17 protein-coding genes and 1 pseudogene are annotated in these 19,654 nt (G+C 61.0%); 4 read left to right on the top strand and 14 right to left on the bottom strand.

Annotated elements, in window-relative coordinates; genetic code table 11:
- Window positions 1-54 precede the first annotated feature (54 nt).
- Window positions 55-774, bottom strand: coding sequence for a ribulose-phosphate 3-epimerase (rpe, locus tag Q4S41_RS09595; protein WP_305030896.1), 720 nt, complete (start codon window positions 772-774; stop codon window positions 55-57).
- A 160-nt stretch (window positions 775-934) separates the two neighbouring features.
- Here rpe and Q4S41_RS09600 point away from each other — a divergent pair, with 160 nt between their 5' ends.
- The gene (locus tag Q4S41_RS09600) at window positions 935-1,519 is read left to right on the top strand and encodes a hypothetical protein (RefSeq protein ID WP_305030897.1); all 585 of its coding nucleotides are present in this window, start codon (window positions 935-937) and stop codon (window positions 1,517-1,519) included.
- Here the strand turns inward: Q4S41_RS09600 and trmB are convergent.
- The 9 genes from trmB to Q4S41_RS09645 all read right to left on the bottom strand — a co-directional run bounded on the left by trmB (window position 1,516) and on the right by Q4S41_RS09645 (window position 13,376).
- Window positions 1,516-2,181, bottom strand: coding sequence for a tRNA (guanosine(46)-N7)-methyltransferase TrmB (trmB, locus tag Q4S41_RS09605; protein WP_305030898.1), 666 nt, complete (start codon window positions 2,179-2,181; stop codon window positions 1,516-1,518). The genes Q4S41_RS09600 and trmB overlap by 4 nt on opposite strands.
- Before the next feature lie 94 nt (window positions 2,182-2,275).
- Window positions 2,276-3,583 carry a bifunctional folylpolyglutamate synthase/dihydrofolate synthase gene (locus Q4S41_RS09610; protein ID WP_305030899.1) on the bottom strand — a complete coding sequence of 436 codons (1,308 nt, stop codon included), beginning with the start codon at window positions 3,581-3,583 and terminating at the stop codon, window positions 2,276-2,278.
- A 118-nt stretch (window positions 3,584-3,701) separates the two neighbouring features.
- Window positions 3,702-4,586, bottom strand: coding sequence for a hypothetical protein (locus Q4S41_RS09615; protein ID WP_305030900.1), 885 nt, complete (start codon window positions 4,584-4,586; stop codon window positions 3,702-3,704).
- Window positions 4,587-4,676: 90 nt separating this feature from the next.
- On the bottom strand, window positions 4,677-5,096 hold the full coding sequence (locus Q4S41_RS09620) for an ExbD/TolR family protein (protein WP_305030901.1): 420 nt from the start codon (window positions 5,094-5,096) through the stop codon (window positions 4,677-4,679).
- 116 nt (window positions 5,097-5,212) lie between these two features.
- Window positions 5,213-5,905, bottom strand: a complete 693-nt coding sequence (locus Q4S41_RS09625) for a MotA/TolQ/ExbB proton channel family protein (protein WP_305030902.1) — start codon at window positions 5,903-5,905, stop codon at window positions 5,213-5,215.
- Window positions 5,906-5,913: 8 nt separating this feature from the next.
- On the bottom strand, window positions 5,914-7,155 hold the full coding sequence (locus tag Q4S41_RS09630) for an HU domain-containing protein (RefSeq protein ID WP_305030903.1): 1,242 nt from the start codon (window positions 7,153-7,155) through the stop codon (window positions 5,914-5,916).
- 103 nt (window positions 7,156-7,258) lie between these two features.
- Entirely contained in the window at window positions 7,259-9,046 is a 1,788-nt protein-coding gene (locus Q4S41_RS09635; RefSeq protein ID WP_305030904.1) for a TonB-dependent receptor, read from the bottom strand.
- Between the two features lie 36 nt (window positions 9,047-9,082).
- On the bottom strand, window positions 9,083-12,337 hold the full coding sequence (locus Q4S41_RS09640; protein ID WP_305030905.1) for a tetratricopeptide repeat protein: 3,255 nt from the start codon (window positions 12,335-12,337) through the stop codon (window positions 9,083-9,085).
- 130 nt (window positions 12,338-12,467) lie between these two features.
- A complete protein-coding gene (locus Q4S41_RS09645; protein WP_305030906.1) occupies window positions 12,468-13,376 on the bottom strand; it encodes a hypothetical protein in 909 nt (302 codons plus the stop codon).
- A 151-nt stretch (window positions 13,377-13,527) separates the two neighbouring features.
- Between Q4S41_RS09645 and Q4S41_RS09650 the strand changes: the two genes are divergently transcribed.
- Both Q4S41_RS09650 and Q4S41_RS09655 read left to right on the top strand, forming a co-directional pair.
- The gene (locus Q4S41_RS09650) at window positions 13,528-14,070 is read left to right on the top strand and encodes a DUF4136 domain-containing protein (protein ID WP_305030907.1); all 543 of its coding nucleotides are present in this window, start codon (window positions 13,528-13,530) and stop codon (window positions 14,068-14,070) included.
- Window positions 14,071-14,080: 10 nt separating this feature from the next.
- The gene (locus Q4S41_RS09655; protein ID WP_305030908.1) at window positions 14,081-14,623 is read left to right on the top strand and encodes a 2'-5' RNA ligase family protein; all 543 of its coding nucleotides are present in this window, start codon (window positions 14,081-14,083) and stop codon (window positions 14,621-14,623) included.
- 107 nt (window positions 14,624-14,730) lie between these two features.
- Here Q4S41_RS09655 and Q4S41_RS09660 read toward each other — a convergent pair whose 3' ends face one another.
- A complete protein-coding gene (locus Q4S41_RS09660) occupies window positions 14,731-14,928 on the bottom strand; it encodes a hypothetical protein (protein ID WP_305030909.1) in 198 nt (65 codons plus the stop codon).
- A 57-nt stretch (window positions 14,929-14,985) separates the two neighbouring features.
- A complete protein-coding gene (gene holA / locus Q4S41_RS09665; protein WP_305030910.1) occupies window positions 14,986-16,044 on the bottom strand; it encodes a DNA polymerase III subunit delta in 1,059 nt (352 codons plus the stop codon).
- A 193-nt stretch (window positions 16,045-16,237) separates the two neighbouring features.
- On the opposite strand from holA, the gene tyrS reads away from it, so the two are divergent.
- The gene (gene tyrS / locus Q4S41_RS09670) at window positions 16,238-17,548 is read left to right on the top strand and encodes a tyrosine--tRNA ligase (RefSeq protein WP_305030911.1); all 1,311 of its coding nucleotides are present in this window, start codon (window positions 16,238-16,240) and stop codon (window positions 17,546-17,548) included.
- Window positions 17,549-17,867: 319 nt separating this feature from the next.
- On the opposite strand, the pseudogene Q4S41_RS24565 reads toward tyrS, so the two are convergent.
- Both Q4S41_RS24565 and Q4S41_RS09680 read right to left on the bottom strand, forming a co-directional pair.
- Window positions 17,868-18,038 (bottom strand): annotated as a pseudogene (locus Q4S41_RS24565) (histone H1); the annotation flags it as partial.
- Window positions 18,039-18,291: 253 nt separating this feature from the next.
- Complete coding sequence (locus Q4S41_RS09680) at window positions 18,292-19,539, bottom strand: aminotransferase class I/II-fold pyridoxal phosphate-dependent enzyme (RefSeq protein ID WP_305030913.1); 1,248 nt, start codon at window positions 19,537-19,539, stop codon at window positions 18,292-18,294.
- Window positions 19,540-19,654: the final 115 nt, after the last annotated feature.

Here is a 19,654-nt window from a genome sequence, read left to right on the forward strand (position 1 = left end):
GCAGACAGGGGTAATTATTTGTTTCACAACCGAGAAAACGCCAGGTGCCGGCCACTATTGCCTGCGGCGCGCTTCGGGGCCGGTTTCGAGGGTTTCCAGGCCGGTCAGGTACTCGCGCATGCGGGCCAGCGTAGCCACGGGGCCCTCGGGCGCGCTGAACACGAAGTTGCCGGCCACCAGCACATCGGCGCCGGCTTCCACCAGCGGCCCGGCGTTGGCCAGGCTCACGCCACCGTCCACCTCAATCAATGCATCAGAACCTACATTGTCCAGCAGCTCCTTGAGCATGGCCACTTTTTTCAGGGTATTGGGGATGAAGGCTTGCCCCCCAAAACCGGGGTTCACCGACATCACCAGCACCACGTCGAGGTCGGCGGCAATGTCTTCGAGCAGGGCCACGGGCGTGTGCGGATTCAGGGCCACGCCGGCCCGGCAGCCCAGCTGCTTGATTTGTTGCACCACGCGGTGCAGGTGCGGGCAGGCCTCGTAGTGCACCGTGATGCTGGCCGCGCCCGCGTCGCGGAAGGCCGCCAAGTAGTGCTGGGGCTCCTCAATCATCAAATGCACGTCGATGGGCTGCTTGGCGTACTTGGCTACGGCTTGCAGCACGGGTAGGCCGAAGGAGATGTTGGGCACGAAACGGCCGTCCATCACATCAAAGTGCAGCCAGTCGGCGGCACTGTCGGCCAGGCGCTCGGTTTCGGCTTGCAGGTTGGCCAAATCGGCGGCCAGAAAAGACGGGGCCAGCAGGGGCGCGCGGCGGGTTGCATTCATGGTGGCGAAGATACAGCCGACAGGCCCTCCCCGATACGCCTTGGCCGCGCGGCCGGCCCTACTTTTGCGGCAGCCTACCAGGCCCAACCCATTCGTTTTTTAGGTGGGCAGTTGAGCCCCCACGGCTCATTGTTCATTGCTCACTGTTAACTGACCCGAAGTGCCCCACCTCGTTCCCCTCCTCATCCGCGGCATCAACAACCTCTCCGATGCCCGCTACTGCGCCGGCATGGGTGCCGACAAGCTCACCTTCGTCCTCGACCCCGCCTTGCCCGGCCACCTCGATACCAAGACCGTGAAAGAACTGGCCGGCTGGGTGGCCGGCGTGGAGTTGATTGGCGAATTCGACCGGCTCAGCGCGCCCGAAATTAATGCCATCGCCGCTGACTGCGGCCTTGATGCCGTGCTGCTCCGCTCCTACCGCACGGCCGACGAACTCGCCGAAATTGCGCCCCCGGTTTATATGGAGCTTGCGGGGGCAGAAAGCGCACCCGACGCATATCCCGCCGTAATCGGCTGGGTAATGGAATTGCCCGCTGCGGAAACGGACCTAGCGGTGCTGCGCCAGCTGGGCCTGGAGCGGCCGCTCTGGCTGGGCCCGGGCCTCGCCCCCGAGCAGGCACGCGAAATAGCGACCCAACTGCCCGTAGCGGGCCTTTCCTTTCCTTCGGGTGATGAAGTGAAGCCCGGCCTCCGCGATTTCGACCAGCTCGAAGCGGTGTTTGAAGCGTTGGAAGTCGATTAAGTCAAACGAAACTGCACGTACTTGATGGGTACGCCCACCGCCCGGTACTTGCCCTCAAAGTTGGTTTGGATAGCCTGCGCCTCCGTGAATTCCGGGCCTGTTTCAGCGTATAAGTCGCGCGTGAACCGCTCCACCCGGGCGCCGGGCCGGGCGGCCAGCGTTTCCAGCGTGTACTCAAACAGGCCTTCGTTGTCGGTTTTAAGATGCAGCAGGCCCCCGGGCGTCAGCAGTTGCTCATACAGTGCCAGAAAGCGCGGCGAGGTAAGGCGGCGCTTGATGTCGCGGTCACGCGGGCGCGGGTCGGGAAAGGTTATCCAGATTTCGGCTAGCTCGTGGGAGCCAAACTGGGCCGTCAGCGCTTCGGCCCGCATGCGCACAAAGCCCACGTTGGTGAGGCCGAGCTCCGCAGCGCGGCTGCTGCCCCGCCAGATGCGCTCGCCCTTAATGTCCAGGCCCAGAAAGTTGCGATTGGGATGCCGTTGGGCCAGGCCTACGGTATACTCACCCTTGCCGCAACCCACTTCCAATGTTAGCGGGTAAGGCGCCTGAAAGAAATCGGTGCGCCAGCGGCCGCCGAGCTGTTCGTACGCGGGTTTGCCCGGCTCGACGATGTCGGGACGAGTGGCATTATCTTGAAAACGCTGAAGCTTAACGCGAGGCAAAAGCAGGAATGAAAAAGGATGAGGAATGGAGAACGAGGAATTACCCGAATGGCTTTTTGCGCCCATTCTTCATTCCTCCTTCTTCATTCATAAATTAGTTGTAGAGCTCTTCGACTTCGGCCACCACGAAGGTGCTGCCGCCGATAAAAACGACATCGGCCGGTGTAGCGGCGGCCCGTGCGGCAGCCACGGCTGTCGCCACCGAGCCATACGCCTGTCCCGCCAACCCCAGCGCCGCGGCTTGCTCGGCCAGTTCGGCCGCCGGGAGTGCGCGGGGAATATTGGCCGCACAAAAGTAATAGGTTGCCTCGCGGGGCAGCAGTGCCAGCATACTGGCCACATCCTTGTCGTTCACGGTGCCAATGACGACGTGCAGGCGCTGGTGCGGCACGCGCTGGAGCTGGCGCATCACCAGGCCCAGGCCGGCGGCGTTGTGGCCGGTATCGCACACCACGAAGGGGCGCTGGCCGATGATGCTCCAGCGGCCGCGCAGCCCGGTGAGCTGGGTGACTTGCCGCAGGCCCGTCCGCACGGCCGCTTCGGTGAGGCGAAAGCCGAGGGCCCGCAGCTCATCAAGGGTGGCTAGCACCCCGGGCAGGTTGTATTGCTGGTAATCGCCGGGCAGGCCCAGCTCGGCATTCGGGAGGTAGGGCCGGCCGTACTGCGTCACATTGAGCGGGCGCAGGCCGGTTTCCGGTGCGGGCTCTCCGGCAAAAGTGGCCCGGTAAATCTGGTCGGCAAAGACCAGATGGGAAAGCTTCGCCGCCGCCTCCCGCTCAAACACGGCGGCTACCTCCGGCTGCGACTGGCTCACCACCACCGGCACCCCGGGCTTAATGATGCCCGCTTTTTCGCCCGCAATTTCGGGTAGGGTGTTGCCCAGCAAAGCCTGGTGGTCGAAGCTGATGTTGGTAATGAGCGACACCAGCGGCGTAATGATGTTCGTGGAATCAAACCGGCCGCCGAGGCCCACTTCGATGATGGCGACATCCACCCGCTGCTCGGCGAAATAGGCAAAAGCCAGCGCCACACACATTTCAAAAAACGACGGCTGCACCTGCTCAAACAACGGCCGCCAGCGCGCTACCCATGCCACCAGATAATCCGACGGCAGTTCCTGCCCATTCACCCGGATGCGCTCGGTGAACTCGCGCAAGTGCGGCGAGGTATAGAGGCCCACTTTGTAGCCGGCCGCCTGCAAGGCAGCCGCCAGCAGGTGCGAGCTGCTGCCCTTGCCGTTGGTGCCGGCCACGTGCACGCTCCGAAACTTTCGCTCCGGATGACCTAGTGCTTCGGCCAGAGCCAAGGTGTTGCCCAGCCCCTTTTTGAAGCCCGCAGCCCCCACGCGCTGGAACATGGGCAGCTGTTCGTAGAGATAGGCAAGGGTTTCGGAATACGTCACGGCACCAACCAGATTAATGGATGAAAGCGCAAATTAAGCCCACCGCCTCTTAACCCCACAAAAAAGCCCCGTGGCCTGCTTAGCAGACGACGGGGCTTTTTGCAGTTGAGAATGCCGGTTAGCGAACGGTGAATTTGAAGGTGTAGAAACCTGTGGCACCACCGGCCGCGGCGTTGGTTTTAACGAAGTTGGCATCGAGTAGCTTGTCGCGGCACAGCTTCTCCTGCGCCGCCGAAACGTTGCCCGACACTTTGGTAACAGCCAGCACTTCGCCGTCGTCCGAAATCTTAATCTTGAAGCGAATTTGCCCCGAGTTGTCGTCAACCGCTTCTACATTGGGCGTGTTTTCAAAGCGCCAGCCGCTCATCTCCAGGCCGCCGCTGCCGGGACTGCTGCCCGAGCCGCCGTGACCGGGCGCGCCGTACAGCGCCTTGGCATCGAGGGTGCCGTTGGGGTCGCCCTGGTCTCCCACGGCGCCGGGACGGTCGCCGTTGTTGTTGCCGGTGGGGGTGTTACTGCTGCCGTTCACGCCATTGCCGCCGCCGGTGGCACTGCCTTTGGGCGAGAAAGCGACGGCTACCTGCCGCTTGGGCTTGGGCGCCACTTTCACTTCCTCTTTGGGCGGCGCGGGCGTTTCAACGGGGGCTTCCGAAACGGGGCTTTCCTCGGCTTCGCTGGTAATGATTTTTTCCTGCGAGGGCGGCGTGGGGTCGGGCGTGGCAGCCGCGGCGGGGCGCGGCTGCGGGTCTGGGCTGGCGACGGGCGGGCGGCTATCCTCGCGGTTTTGCGAGTTATTGGCGGTGGCCATGCTCTGCACATTGCCCGAGCCCGCTTCGTCGAGACCGTAGTTCAGTTCCACACCATCGCCACCGCCCAGCGGGGCCAGCGGCGGATTCGGCCCTTTAAACACCATGAAGATGAACAGCAGCAGCAGCACCCCGTGGACGACCAAGGTGCCAATCAGGCCTTCGCGGCGATGCGGTTCTTGATAGTCAATAGCCATTCTGTTGGTAAGGAATGAAGCGTGTGGAATGAAGAATTACGGGTAAAAACGGAAGAAGATGGTTCTTCATTCCATGCGCTGCAATCTTCATTATTTGCCGGCGGCCTGCTGGGCCTGGGTGGCCATCACCATTTTCAGTTTTAGACGGTTGCCAACTTCCAGAATGTCAACCAGCTTCTGAACGTTCAACGAATTGTCGACCCGCAGTACCACCGTGGGTTGCTCCTGGGTGGGCGCAGTGCCCACCAGAGCCACCAGTTCCGACTCGACAGAGGCTGGGTTTACCGGCTTTTTATTGACGTAGTACGTGCCCGCCGCATCCACCGAAATGGTGATGGGCTGCTTCATCACCTGCTTGCTGGACTTGGCATTGGGTAGCAACAGCTTGATGACGTTGGGATTAACCAACGTCGACGCAATCAGAAAGAACAGCATCAGGAAGAACATGATGTCGTTCATGGCCCCGGTTTCGACGTGCGAGGTGAGGCGATGGCGGCGGGAAAGATTCATAACCGGTTTAGTTATGAGTTAAAAGTTAAGAGTTAGGAGTTAAAAATTGGCTTAGCTTATCGAGACGATATGCGCAATGCCAATTCTTAACTCCTAACTCTTAACTTTTAACTCCTTTAGTTGTCCTGCAGGATATCCATGAATTCGATGGCCGAGTTTTCCATGCGGAAAACCATGCGCTCGACGAGAATGCTCAGCCAGTGGTAGCCCACGTGGGCGATGATGCCGACGATGAGGCCCGTGGCCGAGGTCACCAGCTTCACATACAAGCCGTCGGCCACCTGCGGAATGCCGAACTCCTTGGTGGCGGCAATGGAGTAGAAAATCTTGATAACCCCGATGATGGTACCCACGAAGCCAATCATAGGCGCAATGCCGGCGATGATGCCCAGAATGCTGATGTTTTTCTCGAGGCGCGCAATTTCAATCTTGCCCACGTTTTCCACGCTGGTCTCGATTTCCTTCAGCGGCAGACCGATGCGGCGCAGGCCCTTCTCCACCATGCGGGCCAGCGGCGAGGCCGTTTGGGCGCAGAGCAATTTGGCGCCGGCCAGGTCGCCTTTTACCATGAGCGAACGGATGCCGTTCATGAAGGTGTCGGGGTCGCCGGCGGCGCGGCGGATGGTGAAGTAGCGCTCGATGATGATGTAGACCGACAGGATGGACAAGGCCACCAGCGGAATCATAATCAGGCCGCCGCGCATGAGCAGGTCGATAACCGGGACGCTGGTATCGGCAACCGGAGCAGTCGCAACAGTGGTAGCAGTATCGACAGCGGCGGGCGCCACTTGCAGGAGGAATGCGGACATGCGGGAAATTAGAATTTCAGGGTGTTGTAATCGCAGTGCGTGCTGATGCGCAGGCGCTGGGCTTCGCGCTGGGCCGAAGCCAGGTCGGGGTAGTTGCCGGCCGTGAGGCGGAACAGGCGGCTGCCCGGGTACGGCAGGATGACCTGCGTCTGGTGGCCCGTGCGCGCCAGTACTTTTCGGCCTTTCTCAGCGTTGGCCAGGCTGCCATAGGCACCGGCAATGACGTAGTAACGGCCGGTGCGGGTTTTAATTGTCGTGCTGGTGGCCGCCACGGGTGCTTTAGCTACCGGCGCCACAGGCTTGGCTACAGCAGCCGGGGCCTTCGTAGCGGGCGGAGTTACGGCAATATCCGTCGGCGTGGCGGTGGCCGGGGCCTCCGCTTTGACAGGAGCAGCTACTTTGGGAGCAGCAACCGTTTCGGCAGCGGCCGGGGAAGCCGTGGCCGGAGCGGCCGTGGCCGGCATTTCGGGCACGGCGGCGCTGGGCGTGGTTGGGCTAGGCTGGGCGGGGCCGGATGTACTTTCCACGGGCGTCATACCTTCCGATACCAAGGGGCTGTCCCCGAAATTATGCTGCCCTAGCGTGGCCTGCTGCGGCTCTGAAACAGGCGAAACGGGCGTGGCGGCACTTTGCAGCCACTGTACTTTGGGAAGCTGCACCTGCCAGCGGGAAGCCACGTAGTCCCGGTTTTGCAGGAACTGGTAATTGGCCAGGATGACCAAGGCAGCCACTACCGCAATAATGCCCCCCGGGAGCAGGCGGGCCAGCCGGGTGCGCCGGGCCCCAGCGCCCCGCAGAGCCGGCTGTGCCTGTTTGGGCCGCGCGTTGGCGGCCCGCACGGGGCGGGCTACCAGCTCGGGCAGCCCAAACGCAGAAGCCAACAGGTTGTCGGTGCCGGTGTACTCAAAAGCCAGCCCGCGGCCGGCGGCCCGCCGGAAAACACCGATGCCCGGCAACTCGGTGCGGTTGGTTTCATCGAGTTCCTGCTTGAGGTTGGCCACGGCGGCACGCACGGCTTCGCGGGCTTGGGCAATGGATAGGCCCAGGTGCTGGCTGAGAGCATCGACGAGCAGGCCGTCGTTGCGGGTCAGGGCCTGGTTGAAGGCCACCAATTTCGAAGGCGGGCTCAAGGCTTGGCGGCCGGGCTGCACCCGCGCCGACGATGCATCGGCCACCAAGCCCCCAAAATCCGGAATAATCACGCAGTCGTGGTCACGGAGCAAGGGACGGATGTGGTCGGCTAGATGCATTTTATCAATTAAGAGTTATGAGTTAAATGTTATGATTTAAAAACCTAGTGTTTAATGCGTTAACCGCTATCAAACTTTTGAATTTCAACTTATAACTCTTAACTTAAAACGTATAGCTCGCGCCGCCAATGACGTTGATGCCCTTCACCGGATAGCCGTAGAAGCGCTGGTATTGGCGGTTTGCGAGGTTATTACCCATTGCAAAGATGGATATTTTTGGCGTAATGCGGTAATCGGCGCGCAGATTCAGGTCGATAATCGGGTCGGTGGCGCGGTAGAAATCGGCCACCCGGGAGGCGCCGGGCGTGGCAGCCGGCCGGTAACTGATACCGTAGCTTGCCGAGTAGAAATAGCCTTCTACGCCAATCATCAGCTTTTCAAACACATTGTAGGTCCCGAATACCGAGCCCTGAAATTCGGGACGGTGGAAGGGCTGCGGCAGGTTTTTAAGCGCGTACTTATTGTAGTCCATCCGCGTGCCGAGGCGAAACTTCTCTGCCGCGTTGTAGAGCAGCTCACCGTGGATATTGAGCACGCCGGTGGCGTTCTGGTCATACACTAGGTCAAAGCGCGTGGGGTCGATGGGGTTGTTGGCGTAGAAGTACAGGTTACGGTCGCGGGCGTAGGTGGCCTTCACGTTGAACTCCAGGCCACGGGCCGGCGTGGACGTGAAACCGGCATAAACTGTGGGGCCGCGGTGGGTATCGGCCACGTTCAGGCCGCGGTTCAACCAGGGGTTTTCGGTGCTCAGGTCGTAGCGCGTCACGCGTTGCAGGGCGCCGCCCAGGCCAGCGTACACCATAAATTTTTCGGGCTCGATGGTATAGCCCAAGCGCACAGCCGGGTAAATCACGCCTTTGCTCACGCTGGTAGCCGTGTCGGAGGAATAGCCCACGGTGGCGCCGACTGAGAAGGCAATGTTGTTGCGCAGGAACTCGTAGGCCGGCGTGGCCTGCACAAAGGTGCGGGCCCGGGTTTGCTGGGCGGTGGGGGCCGGCTGCAGGCGGGTAGCCGGCGGTAGGTCTTTTTCAGAGATAAAGGAAGCGTCGGCATTGACGGTAATCCGGCTCGACTCACCCAGCGCATATCCGACTTTGGCATTCAGCCGCACATCGTTTTCATTGGCCGAAAAAATGTCGCTCCAGTAGCGGTAGCCGATGCTGGCGTCATATTGCAACACCTGCTCGGGGTCGCGGTTGTGGGCGTAGGCCTTCACGCCGAAGCGGTTGAACACCTGCTTGATGTCGCCGTTTTCGGGCGTGGCGAAGGTCGCGCCGTTGGCCGCTTTCTCGTAGCCGTAGAAATTGTACCGCTCGCGGCCCAGGTCCAGGTTGGCGCCGAAGGCCGCGGTGCCGCGGTAGATTTCGCCCATGAGGTGGGCGCTGGTTTCGGCCACGCCGGAGTTCTTGCCATCCACCGGCCCGTTCAGGGAGTTGACGTGCTTCACGTCGAGGCCGTAGGCGTGGTCGGTGTTGCGGGTGCTATGGAAATAGCCGCGCCCGTAAAACGTGCCGTAATTGCCGATGCCCACCTTCACGAGGTTGCCGGTGAGCGGCGTGGGCTCCTCGGCCCGAATGGTCAGCACTTTCACCGAGGGGTTGAGTCGGTCGGCGGGCAGGCGGAAATCCGGGAAGGTGTAGGCCACTTTGCGCTCCATGGGCGGCGGCGTCGGCAGAGTGATTTTGTTGAAGTTGCGCGTGGCTTCGGGCAGCTGGTTCACCCGCTCTTTCACGATTTCAATCTCGGCTTCTTCAATTTTGCCCGTGCTCTTGGGCTTAGTGGGCTGAGCCAAGGCGGCCGGCGCCGCACCGGCTACCAGCACCGCGGCCAGGGCCCAGCCCGCGCCCCGGCGGGCTTTGGGCAAGTTATTTTTATTTGACAAACGCTTCATCAGCAAATGATTAGTCAATGAGAAAATACGCCGGGCTTAGCGCTGGGTAGCCGTGTCGGCCGGGGCCGTGGTAGTACCGCGCAGGTTGGAGCGGGGCACGGTGGTTTTGCCCTTGGCCGGCGCGGGCGGGGTGGCGGGCTTGGTGGCCGGGGTGGCGGCTTTGGTTGGCGCCGGGGCTTTGGCCGGTGTTTTGGCGGGCGCCTTGGGGGTTGGCTTCACGGGCTCGGTTTCCTCGGGCTGGTCGGCGCCGAGGGTTTTGAGGCGCTGCTTGGCGGCTTCGAGCACTTCGGCCACCGGGAAGTTATTGTCGACGAGCGAGTTCAGCGTGCCGCGGGCCTGGAAGTTGTCGCCCTCGGCTGCGTACACGTCGGCCACCAGCAGGAAGGCCCGGCCCTGCCACAGCGGGTAACTGCTGAAGTTGGAATTTACTTTCAGGGCCGCGGCGATGGCTTCCTCGTTTTTCTTTTGCTTGAAGAGCGTCTGGGCCAGGAAATACTGGGCTTCGGCGCCGTTCACGTCGTTGGGCGCGGCGGCCACGGCGGCGGCCAGCTCAGTAGCGGCCTGGTCGTAGCTTTCGGCGCGGTAGCTGGCCTTGCCCAGGTAAAGCAGGGCCGAATTGGTGGCGTTGGCGGTGGCGCCGGCCTGGGCGCGCAGTTCCTCGGCCACGCGGCGGGTACCGGGGTAGTCGCCGGCTTCGTAAAGGCTGCGCATCTGGCCGAGGGTGGCGTTGGCCACTTCGCGGCGGTTGGTGCTGGCCCCGCGCAGGCGCTCGTAGTACTTGGCGGCCTCGGCGTAGTTCTTGTTTTCGTATTCGAGGTCGGCCAGGCGGCCCACGGCGCGGTTCACGAATTCGCTTTTGCCTTCGGTCACCACGTCGCGCAGGCGGGTCAGGCCCTGCTGCTTGTCGCCGGTTTTCACGTAGGAATCGGCCAGGAAGAACCGGGCATCGGGCCCTAGGGCCGACTGTGGGTATTGCTTCAAGTACGACTCCAGGCGCAGGATGGCGGGCTTGTATTTCTCAGCCAGATACAAAGACTTGGCTGCTTCAAACTCCACGCTTTCGGTGGCCTTGCTGTCGGGGTTTTGAATCTTGAACGACGCCAGGGCCGCGTCAAACTCCTCCGTGCGGCCCAGGGCCGTGAGGCTTTCCTGTAGGCTGTAAATGGCCTGCGCGGCGGCCTCGCTGCGCGGGTAATCAGCCAGCACTTTCTGGAAGTCGAGCACGGCCTTGTCCTGCTGCTGCAGGTTGGCATACGATACGCCGCGCTTCTGCAGGGCCTGCGGCAGCAGCGGGCTGTTGGGCCGGTTGGCAATCAGCTTCGAGAACCCGTCAACGGCCGGCTGGTACTCGCCCGCCTCAAAGGACAGCTGCGCCTGCTGGAACACGGCGTCCTCGGCGTAGCGCGAGTTGGGGCTGCTTTTGAGCAGCGCGGCCAGCGTGCTGTTGGCTTCGTCACGGCGGCCCATTAGGCCCAGCGTGCGGCCCTTCTGGTAGTAGGCGTAGTCCTTATCGGCCGCGTTAGCCGTGATGACTTTGTCGTAGAGCGTCAGGGCCTGCGCGTAGCTTTTCGACACGTAGTAAGTATCGGCCAGGCGCAGGGTGGCGTCGTAGTAGTTGGGGTCGTCGGACTTGGCCGCGTCGTCGTTCAGGAAAGCGTTGAACTGCGGACGGGCCTTGTCGTACTGCTTGGTGTTGTAGTAGGCGTAGCCCAGGCCGTAGCGGGCCTTTTGCTCGAAGTCCTTTTCCTCGGGGCTCACGCCGCCCTGCCGGGCCGAGCGGGCTGCCGCCACGTAAGCCGTAATGGCATCCGGGTACTTTTGGCCCACGCTGAAAATCTCGCCGCGCAGCACTTGCGCCGCCGCGCGCAAAGCATCGTCCGAAGGGAATTTCAGCGACTTGTCCAGCAGCGGCAGCGCCTCGGCGTAGTTGCCATTGTTGTAGAGCGTGGCGGCCTGCGAGTAGGCCACGCGCTGGTAGGTGGCGTCGAGTTGGGCGCTGCGGTCGTCAATGCTTTCAAGGTAGGTCAGCGCTTGGTTGTAGTCGGTTGAAGACAGGAAGCTCTTGCTCAGCAAATCATCCACCACCGGCTGGTTTTTCGAGCGCGGAAACTTCTTGCGGAAGTCGCGCAGCACGGCAATCACCTCGGGCAAATTACCCAGCTCGTACTGCACCTGGCCCAGCTTGAGCGTGGCGTTTTCGGCAATGCCCTTGTCGAATGTCGACTGCCGGGCGGCGTCAAAGGCTGTCACGGCCTGGGGCTTCTGGTTGGTCTGGATGTAGCTCAAGCCTAAGTGGTAAGCGGCATTCTGGCCCAGCGAGTCACGCCGCACGGCCACGTTGCGCAGGCTGGCGATGGCACCCTTGAAGTCGCCCATCTTGTAGTTGGCGAAACCAATCTTATACTCCAGCGCCGGCTCGATTTTGCCTTTATGCAGGACGGCGTACTTGTCAAAGTTCTCGGCCGCTTCCTTGTACTGCCCTTTCTGGTAATAGGCGTCGCCGAGCAGCAACTGAATCTCGTCAGCATTTTGCGGCGGCGGGGTGTCCTGCAGCGACTTGGTGGCGTAGGTGATGAGGCCGTCGTAGTTGCCCTCGCGGTAATAAATCTGGGTCATTACGGCCGGCACAACGGGCTTGTAGGCATCGTTTTGCCCGGCCACGGAAAGGTCGGCGCGGGCGGCGGCGTAGTCGCCGGCGCGGTAGCCCAGGTAGCCGGCGTAGTAAGAGCTGGCGTACTTGTACTGGCTCTGCACCTGCTTGTTGCGGTCGAAGAGCAGGCGGGCTTTTTCGTAGTCCTTCTGCTCGAAGTAGCTGTAGCCCAACTTGAAATCCGACTCGGCGCGCTGGTCGTTGCTCAGGTTGTCGGGCGCTACTTTGGCGAAGTAGCGGATGGCCGACTCGTAGTTTTTCTGGTCGAAGTAAAACTTCCCCAGTTCGAAATAGGCCGAGGCGGCGCGCGGGTGCGCCGGGTGGCGGGCCGCAAAATCGAGAATCAAGCCTTCGGCGTCGGGGTGCGAGAGGTAGAGGCCGCTCACGGCGTAGTAGTACTCGGCATCGGCAGTGCGGTCGCCGGCGGCGGGGCCGGCCTGGCTGCTGTGCACCGGCTCAATGGTCAAGTACTGCCGAAACGCCTCCTGGGCCGCGCCGTACTGGGCGCGGTCGAACAGCTCCAACCCTTCCTGAAAATGTCGTTCGTCGGAGGCGAAAACCTGGGTTTGCTGGGCCTGGGCGGCCAGGGGCGCCGCAGCGCTCAGCGTGGCGGCCAGCGCCAGCCGGGGAAATAGCTTCATGAAAATACCTGTCGTGGAGGGGCCGCACCGGGCCCGGGAACTCGCCAAAAGTAGCGATAAATGCCCGTAGGTTGCCCAGCCAACGCCGAAAGGCGGGTTTCATTGCCATTAGGAGCGTGTGATGCCGGCTTCAGTTCGCCCGCACCGTATAGGGCACCTTCACGGTGAAGGTCGAATCCCGGCCTTTCACCAAGGCCCGAATCCGGCCGGTCCAGTAGGCTTTCCCGTCTAGGGCTGGGCCTGCAGGTGGCGGCACGGTGAATTCTACACGACCGCGCTTGTCCGGCCCCACGGCTACCGGGCGGCCGTTCATGGTCATGCCCAGCACGGGCAGGCGGTAGACGGAAGTCAGGAATAGCTCCGCTTTGTATTTATCGCCCACGGCTACGGTGTTCGACTCGGCATAAGCGGAGGCGCCAACCGCATCGAAAATGATGTTTAAGCCACAGCCTATTTTCTCGTTTTGATGTTGCAGGGCCAGCCGCTCACACTCCCGAATGGTGGCTTCCTGCTGCGTTAGCAAGGCCAATTTTGCGGGCAACGAATGGCCGGTGGGCCAGCCAGCTTGGCGATGTTTGGTGACCAGAAATTGTAAATCGGCCATTTTGCCCTCAGTTGGGGCAGTCTCCACCTTCTTAAGGTAAGCCATGTAGGCCAGCACCGCCCGCCCCGCCCGTTCCCGAGCGTCGGCCGGGCCTGCCTCGCGGGTCCGGGCCACTTGGTTCATTTGTAAAGCTCGCCGCAGGACCCGGATGGTTTTCACCGCTTGGTCGGCCCGTTGGCGAATTTCATCCGTTTGCCATAGCAGCTCCAAATCCCGTGGCTGATTCTGGTTTCTACTTATCAACTGATGCATTTTGTGCAGGGTCATTTCCGCGTCGGTTTGCGCGCGCTCGTTGCTTACCTGCAGCGTCGCATCCAGCAGTTGCAGCACTTGCTGCGCCTGTCGGTGCTGCCAATAGCTGTAGCCCGCTGCCCCGGCCAGAAGCATTCCAATTACCCAATACAGTGCGTCCCAATACAGTGCGTTTGGCTTCATGTGAGCGGGCCTTTTGGTCGTGAGGTGAGGACCTGACAAATAACGAGCACCCTACAGGCTTTTATTTCACCAGCCCAGCAGCTAAGCTCCACCACAGCCACTTGCCCACCCTGAGCGTATACCAAAGCCACTAAAATCACCGCCGTTGCGCATGAAACCCATCCTCTTCCTCCTGCTCCTGCTGGCACTCTCCGGTTGCGCCGCCGAACAAGTTCAGAATACCGAGCAGCAGCCCAACGTTGATTTCCGGGCCTACAAAACCTATAATTTCATGGACGTGACGGCCCGAAATGAAGCGGCCTTTCAAGGTCCGGGCACCGGTGTCGAAACGCTCAAAGCGGCTATCGGCCGCGAAATGGCGCGGCGCGGCTACCAACTCGCCGCCTCGCCCGACTTGCTCGTGAACATCGGCGTGGTGACGCAGGACAAGGTGCAAACCCGCGAAACCACCCTGCGCGACGCGCCCATTTACCTGGGCCAGCGCAACTACCATTGGCAAAGCCAAGATGTCGTGGTCGGCCATTATGAAGAAGGCACGGCCACGGTTGAAATCGTGGATGCGGCCCGCCAGGAGCTCATTTGGCAGGGCTCCGTACAAAGCATCCTCAGCCCCAATCCCGACAAGCTGACCAAGCGCATCGATGCGGCCGTAGCGGCGTTGTTTGAGAAGTATCCGGTGCCACCCACCCGGTAGTTTTCCGTCCATGAATGCGCTTTATCTGGTAGCCCTGCTGCCCCCGGAATCCGTCTTTTCTGAAACCTGGGCTTTGAAGCAGGAAGTCCACCGCCTCACCGGGAGCCGCAATGCCGTTGGCCTGCCGCCGCACATCACGCTCATACCGCCCCTGCGCCAGCCCGATGCCTTCGAGGCCGCCTGCACGGCCACACTGACTGAATTTGCGGCCACACAGCAGCCGTTTTCGGTGAGCTTGGATGGGTTTGCCTGGTTCGACAACCGTACGTTGTTCGTGCAGGTGAGCGAAGCCAGGGCGCTCCAATCCTTCCACGCAGCATTGATGGACTGGTGCCAAACCCGTTTGCCCGCAGTGCCGCCGGAAAAGCGTCCCTTCACCCCCCACCTCACGCTGGCCACCCGCGACCTGCCGCCTGCGCAGGTCCCGGCATTGCGCGAGTTGTTTGCGGCCCGTTCCTACGCCGGCGCGTTTGTCGTCCACAACATCACCCTTTTCCGACACGATGGCCAGCATTGGCAGCCGCGGGCCACATTCGCGCTGCGAACTCTGTGAGGTGATTACGAATCCGAAGCCTGCCTGACAGGAATTCCCCGAACTCAAAAAGCCCCGGCAGCAGTCGTTGCCGGGGCTTTTTATGAGTTGGCGTAATTGTAGCCGTGCTACTCTTTGAACTTGGGCGCAATGCCGGGCACGTTCAAATTGCCATTCTTATAACGCTTGTACAGGTAGGCGGCGCCAGCCGCCAGCAAAGCGCCCTTGACCAGACTGCCCGACGTCGAGCCGCCGGCGCGGGTACCATCTTCGTTCTTACGGCCGCCAAACAGGCCGGCAATCATGCCTCCAAGGGTATTGCTCATGGGTGAAATCAGATTTAAGGTGGATGTCTGACTTCTACGCAGCCCGCGCCGGACGCGTTACGCCAGCACCCCGGGCGGCACCGGGTGCAGAATCAGCCACACCAGCTCCCGCAGAATCTCGGCGTCGTCCATCGAGCCGCTCTCGATGCCCTTACTCTGCGCATCGGCCCGCCGGATGCTGTGGATGAGGCCCACTACCCGCTCGGGCGGAAACACACGCAGGGCCTGCTGCGCCTCCTTCTGGGCAAAGCTGTTGGTGATGCCCAAGCTTTTGAACACGCCATCGGGCGGGTTGGGGCCGGCCTGATGCAGCACCAGCAGCCGGCTGAAGAAGTTGAACAGCAGCGTCAGATTCGGAATGAGCGGGTTGGCTTTGGGGTTGGCGGCGAAGTAGGCCAGAATGCGGTTGGCCTTGAGTACGTCGCGCTGCACCAGCGCCTTTTGCAGCTCAAAAATGTTGTAGTCCTTGCTAATGCCCACCATGCGCTGCACCAACTCCTCGTCGATGGGCTGGTTATGCTTCAGATTGAGCACCAGCTTGTCGACCTCGTTGGCCAGCCGGCCCAGGTCGGCCCCGATGTACTCGGCCAGCATGGCCGTGGCCTGCCCTGTGATTTGCAGGCCGCGGGCCCGCACGTTGGCCGTGAGCCACTGCGGCACCTGGTTGTCGTAGAGCTTCTTGCTGGTCATCAGCACGGCCGGCGACTCTTTGCCGCTGAGTAGCTTGCCCAGCTTCTTGCGGCTGTCCAGCGTTTTGTGCTTGTAGCAAAACACCAATACGGTGCTCGGGAGTGGGTTTTTCAGGTAAGCTTCCAGGAAAGGCCAGCTCCGCTCCTGCTCCAAATCGGCCACCGTCTGGGCTTCCTTCACGATGACAACCGAACGCTCGGCCATCATCGGAAACCGCTTGGCTTGGCCCAGAATGGCCGTCACGTCCACGTCCTTGCCATACACCACCACTTGGTTGAAGCTGCGCTCGTGCTCGGCCAGCGCGGTTTTTTCAATCAAATCGGCCACCACGTCGATGTAGTACGGCTCCTCGCCCTGCAAAAAATACACGGGCTGAAACTGCCGCTGCTGCAGCTGCTTAAGTATCGCGTCGGCTTCCTGTATCAATGGGCGAATTGTTGGATGGGTGAATAGCTGAATAGTTGAACTGTTGGAAGGCGTAAACCAGCCATGCCATTCAAGAGGATTAACAAAGGTAAAACCGCCTAGTACCTTTGGGCTGAAATACCAGGTAGAATGGACCATTGTTCCAGCTAACAATTCACCCATTTAGCCATTCACCCATCCAACAATTCAGCCCTTGAACCTGATTGAAGAACTGACGTGGCGCGGCATGTACCACGATTCCATGCCCGGCACCGCCGAACACCTTGCCGCCAACGCCCCCATCACCGGCTACATTGGTTTCGACCCCACGGCCGCCTCGCTGCACATCGGCAACCTGGCCACCATTATGCTGCTGGTGCATTTGCAGCGCGCCGGCCACCGCCCCGTGGCCCTGGTAGGCGGCGCCACCGGCATGATTGGCGACCCCAGCGGCAAATCGGCCGAGCGCAACCTGCTCGACGAAGCCACCCTGCGCCACAACCAGGCCGGCATCCAGGCCCAGCTGGAAAAATTTCTGGATTTCAGTGAAGGTCCCACCGGCGCGCTGGTCGTGAACAACTACGACTGGTTCAAGGAAATCGGCTTTCTGGGCTTCCTGCGCGAAGTGGGCAAGCACCTCACCGTGAACTACATGATGGCCAAGGATTCGGTGAAGCGCCGCATCGGCGGCGGTGAAGACGCCGACAGCAGCGGCATCAGCTACACCGAGTTCAGCTACCAGCTGCTGCAGGGCTACGACTTCGTGCACCTCAACAAAACCCTCGGCTGCACCCTGCAAATGGGCGCCAGCGACCAGTGGGGCAACATCACCACCGGCACCGAGCTTATCCGCCGCATGGCCAACGCCGAAGGCACCGAAGCCAAAGCCTACGCCCTCACCGGCCAGCTCATCACCAAGGCCGACGGCACCAAATACGGCAAATCCGAAACCGGCACCGTCTGGCTCGACCCCGCCCTCACCTCGCCCTACCAGTTCTATCAGTTCTTCCTCAACTCGGCCGACGCCGACGCCCCGCGCCTCATCCGCGTCTTCACGCTGCTGAGCGAAGAAGAAATAAACGCCATTGAAGCCGAGCACGCCGCGGCCCCGCACCTGCGCACCCTGCAAAAGGCCCTGGCCGCCGACGTCACCACCCGCGTCCATTCCGCCGAAGCCACCGAAGCCGCCATTGCCGCCTCCCAGGTCCTCTTCGGCGGCGGCGACCTCGCCTCGCTCGATGAAGCCACCCTGCTCGACGTTTTTGCCGGCGTACCGCACCTGCGGGTGCCACGTACCGAGCTGGTCGGCCTCAACGCCGCCACCTTCCTCAGCGATTTCACCGAGCACAAAATCTTCCCCTCCAAAGGCGAAGCCCGCAAGATGATTCAGGCCGGCGGCGTGAGCATCAACCGCGAAAAGGTTGCTTCTGCCGATGCGCTGGTTGCGGCGGCGCAGCACCTGGCCGGCAGATACCTCGTGGTGCAGAAGGGCAAGAAGAATTACTTCCTGGTCGAACTGGTGTAGTTAACGAATCAACCAGAACGTCATGCAGAGCGCAGCGAAGCATCTCGCGTGCTTCACTAGCCTTTTTGTTTGAGTCGCTACCACACGCGAGATGCTTCGCTGCGCTCTGCATGACGTTCAATTCCAAAAAAAAGGCCCCACCAATCGGTGGGGCCTTTTTCGTTCGTCCACAAAATCCGCGGAACTCGTTCGAATCCGCGCGAATCCATGGTCCAGACTACTTCTTAGCCGGAGCTTTCTTGGCCGGAGCGGCTTTAGCAGCGGGAGCGGCTTTCTTAGCGGCCGGAGCTTTGGCAGCCGGAGCAGCCGAGGCAGCGCCAGCGTTTTTGGTGTTCTGCACTTCGGTGCGGAACGCCTGGGCCATCGTCTTCAGCTCCTGCATGCCTTTGCGCACGCGGGTGCCGGCAGCAGCGTTCTGCTTGTCGTAGAATTTCGAGAAATCGTCTTCGAGCGACATCACGAGGTCCTTCAGTTTACCAAAATTGTTCATTGGAAGTTGGGGTTGGGGGTGAAAAATGAGTTTACAGTGGTGTTAAGCCGGCCCTAATATACAGGGATTTCAAATGCAAGCAAGTTTTTCACTTTTTTTTAAAAACCCCCTCCCCGCCTTTCAGGGGCCTATTTGTCGAAAAAAAAGGCCCTTTGCGCAAAGTGCACCCCGCGCCACTCTATTGGAATAGTTCAAAAACAAAAACGCGGGCCGCCCCAGAGGGCAACCCGCGTCAGTGTCGGACAGGACATTTTTATACGGCCTCCGGAATCGCAGTCGTGCGGCTGTAGAGGCCCTTTTTGAGCTTATCGGCCACGGCTTCAAACGCCACAATCGTTTCCTCTACATCGGCCAGCGTATGGGCGGCCGTGGGGATGATGCGCAGCATAATCACACCTTTCGGCACCACCGGATACACAACAATAGAGCAGAAAATGCCGTGATTCTCACGCAAATCCAGCGTAATTTGAGTTGCGTCGGGGATGTCGCCCTCCAGCAGCACGGGCGTCACACACGAAGTGGTGGTGCCCAGGTTGAAGCCTTTTTCGCGCAGGCCGCTCTGCATGGCCCGCACAATCGTCCAGAGGTTTTCCTTAAGCTCCGGTTGGGTGCGCAGCAACTCCAACCGCTTTAGCGCGCCCACCACCAGGGGCATGGGCAGCGATTTGGCGAAAATCTGGCTGCGCATGTTGTAACGCAAATAGTCAATTACGCTTTCGGGCCCGGCCACGAACGCGCCGATGCTCGCCATGCTCTTAGCAAAGGTCGAAAAATAAAGGTCGATGCCGTCCTGAACGCCCTGTTCTTCGCCCGTTCCGGCCCCGGTGGCGCCCATCGTGCCAAAACCATGAGCATCGTCAACGAACAAGCGGAAGGAGTATTTTTTCTTCAGGGCCACCACGCCGCGCAGGTCGCCCTGGTTGCCCGACATGCCGAACACGCCCTCCGTAATCACGAAGATGCCGCCGCCGGTTTCGTCGGTGATGCGCTTGGCGCGCTCCAACTGCTTTTCGAGGCTGGCCATGTTGTTGTGCGTATATACAAAGCGCTTGCCGGCGTGCAGGCGCACCCCGTCGATGATGCAGGCGTGCGACTCGGCGTCGTACACAATTACGTCGTGGCGGTTCACCATGGCGTCGATGATGGACACCACGCCCTGGTAGCCGAAGTTGAGCAGCGTGGCCGAGGGCTTCATCACCATTTCGGCCAGTTCGTCTTCCAGCTGCTCGTGCAGGGTCGAGTTGCCGCTCATCATGCGCGCGCCCATGGGCAGGGCCATGCCGTAGTCGGCCGCGGCGTCGGCATCGGCCTTGCGCACCTCGGGATGGTTGGCGAGGCCGAGGTAGTTGTTCAAACTCCAGGTGAGCACTTCTTTGCCCCGGAAAATCATGCGGGGCTTGATTTCACCTTCCAGCTTGGGGAAAGCAAAGTAGCCGTGCGCGTAGCTTGAATGCGAGCCCAGAGGCCCGCGGTTGGCCGAAACCCGGTCAAAAATATCCACTGAAAAAACGGAAATAGGGTGAGAAAAGAGCGGAAGTACAGCCGCTTCGGGCATTGCAAATGATTTCGCAACCCAAAACGGGGGCTAACCACAAAGGTAACCCCGCGTCGCGGAT

The organism is Hymenobacter convexus (assembly GCF_030580955.1).
Lineage (GTDB): Bacteria > Bacteroidota > Bacteroidia > Cytophagales > Hymenobacteraceae > Hymenobacter.

Bases quoted from the DNA above. Each gene is read 5' to 3' on its own strand.
- Q4S41_RS09620 (WP_305030901.1), bottom strand. From the start codon at position 5,096: ATGAATCTTTCCCGCCGCCATCGCCTCACCTCGCACGTCGAAACCGGG.
- Q4S41_RS09630 (WP_305030903.1), bottom strand. From the start codon at position 7,155: ATGCATCTAGCCGACCACATCCGTCCCTTGCTCCGTGACCACGACTGC.
- Q4S41_RS09615 (WP_305030900.1), bottom strand. From the start codon at position 4,586: ATGGCTATTGACTATCAAGAACCGCATCGCCGCGAAGGCCTGATTGGC.
- Q4S41_RS09660 (WP_305030909.1), bottom strand. From the start codon at position 14,928: ATGAGCAATACCCTTGGAGGCATGATTGCCGGCCTGTTTGGCGGCCGT.
- Q4S41_RS09625 (WP_305030902.1), bottom strand. From the start codon at position 5,905: ATGTCCGCATTCCTCCTGCAAGTGGCGCCCGCCGCTGTCGATACTGCT.
- Q4S41_RS09635 (WP_305030904.1), bottom strand. From the start codon at position 9,046: ATGAAGCGTTTGTCAAATAAAAATAACTTGCCCAAAGCCCGCCGGGGC.
- Q4S41_RS09645 (WP_305030906.1), bottom strand. From the start codon at position 13,376: ATGAAGCCAAACGCACTGTATTGGGACGCACTGTATTGGGTAATTGGA.
- Q4S41_RS09640 (WP_305030905.1), bottom strand. From the start codon at position 12,337: ATGAAGCTATTTCCCCGGCTGGCGCTGGCCGCCACGCTGAGCGCTGCG.
- rpe (WP_305030896.1), bottom strand. From the start codon at position 774: ATGAATGCAACCCGCCGCGCGCCCCTGCTGGCCCCGTCTTTTCTGGCC.
- Q4S41_RS09655 (WP_305030908.1), top strand. From the start codon at position 14,081: ATGAATGCGCTTTATCTGGTAGCCCTGCTGCCCCCGGAATCCGTCTTT.
- Q4S41_RS09650 (WP_305030907.1), top strand. From the start codon at position 13,528: ATGAAACCCATCCTCTTCCTCCTGCTCCTGCTGGCACTCTCCGGTTGC.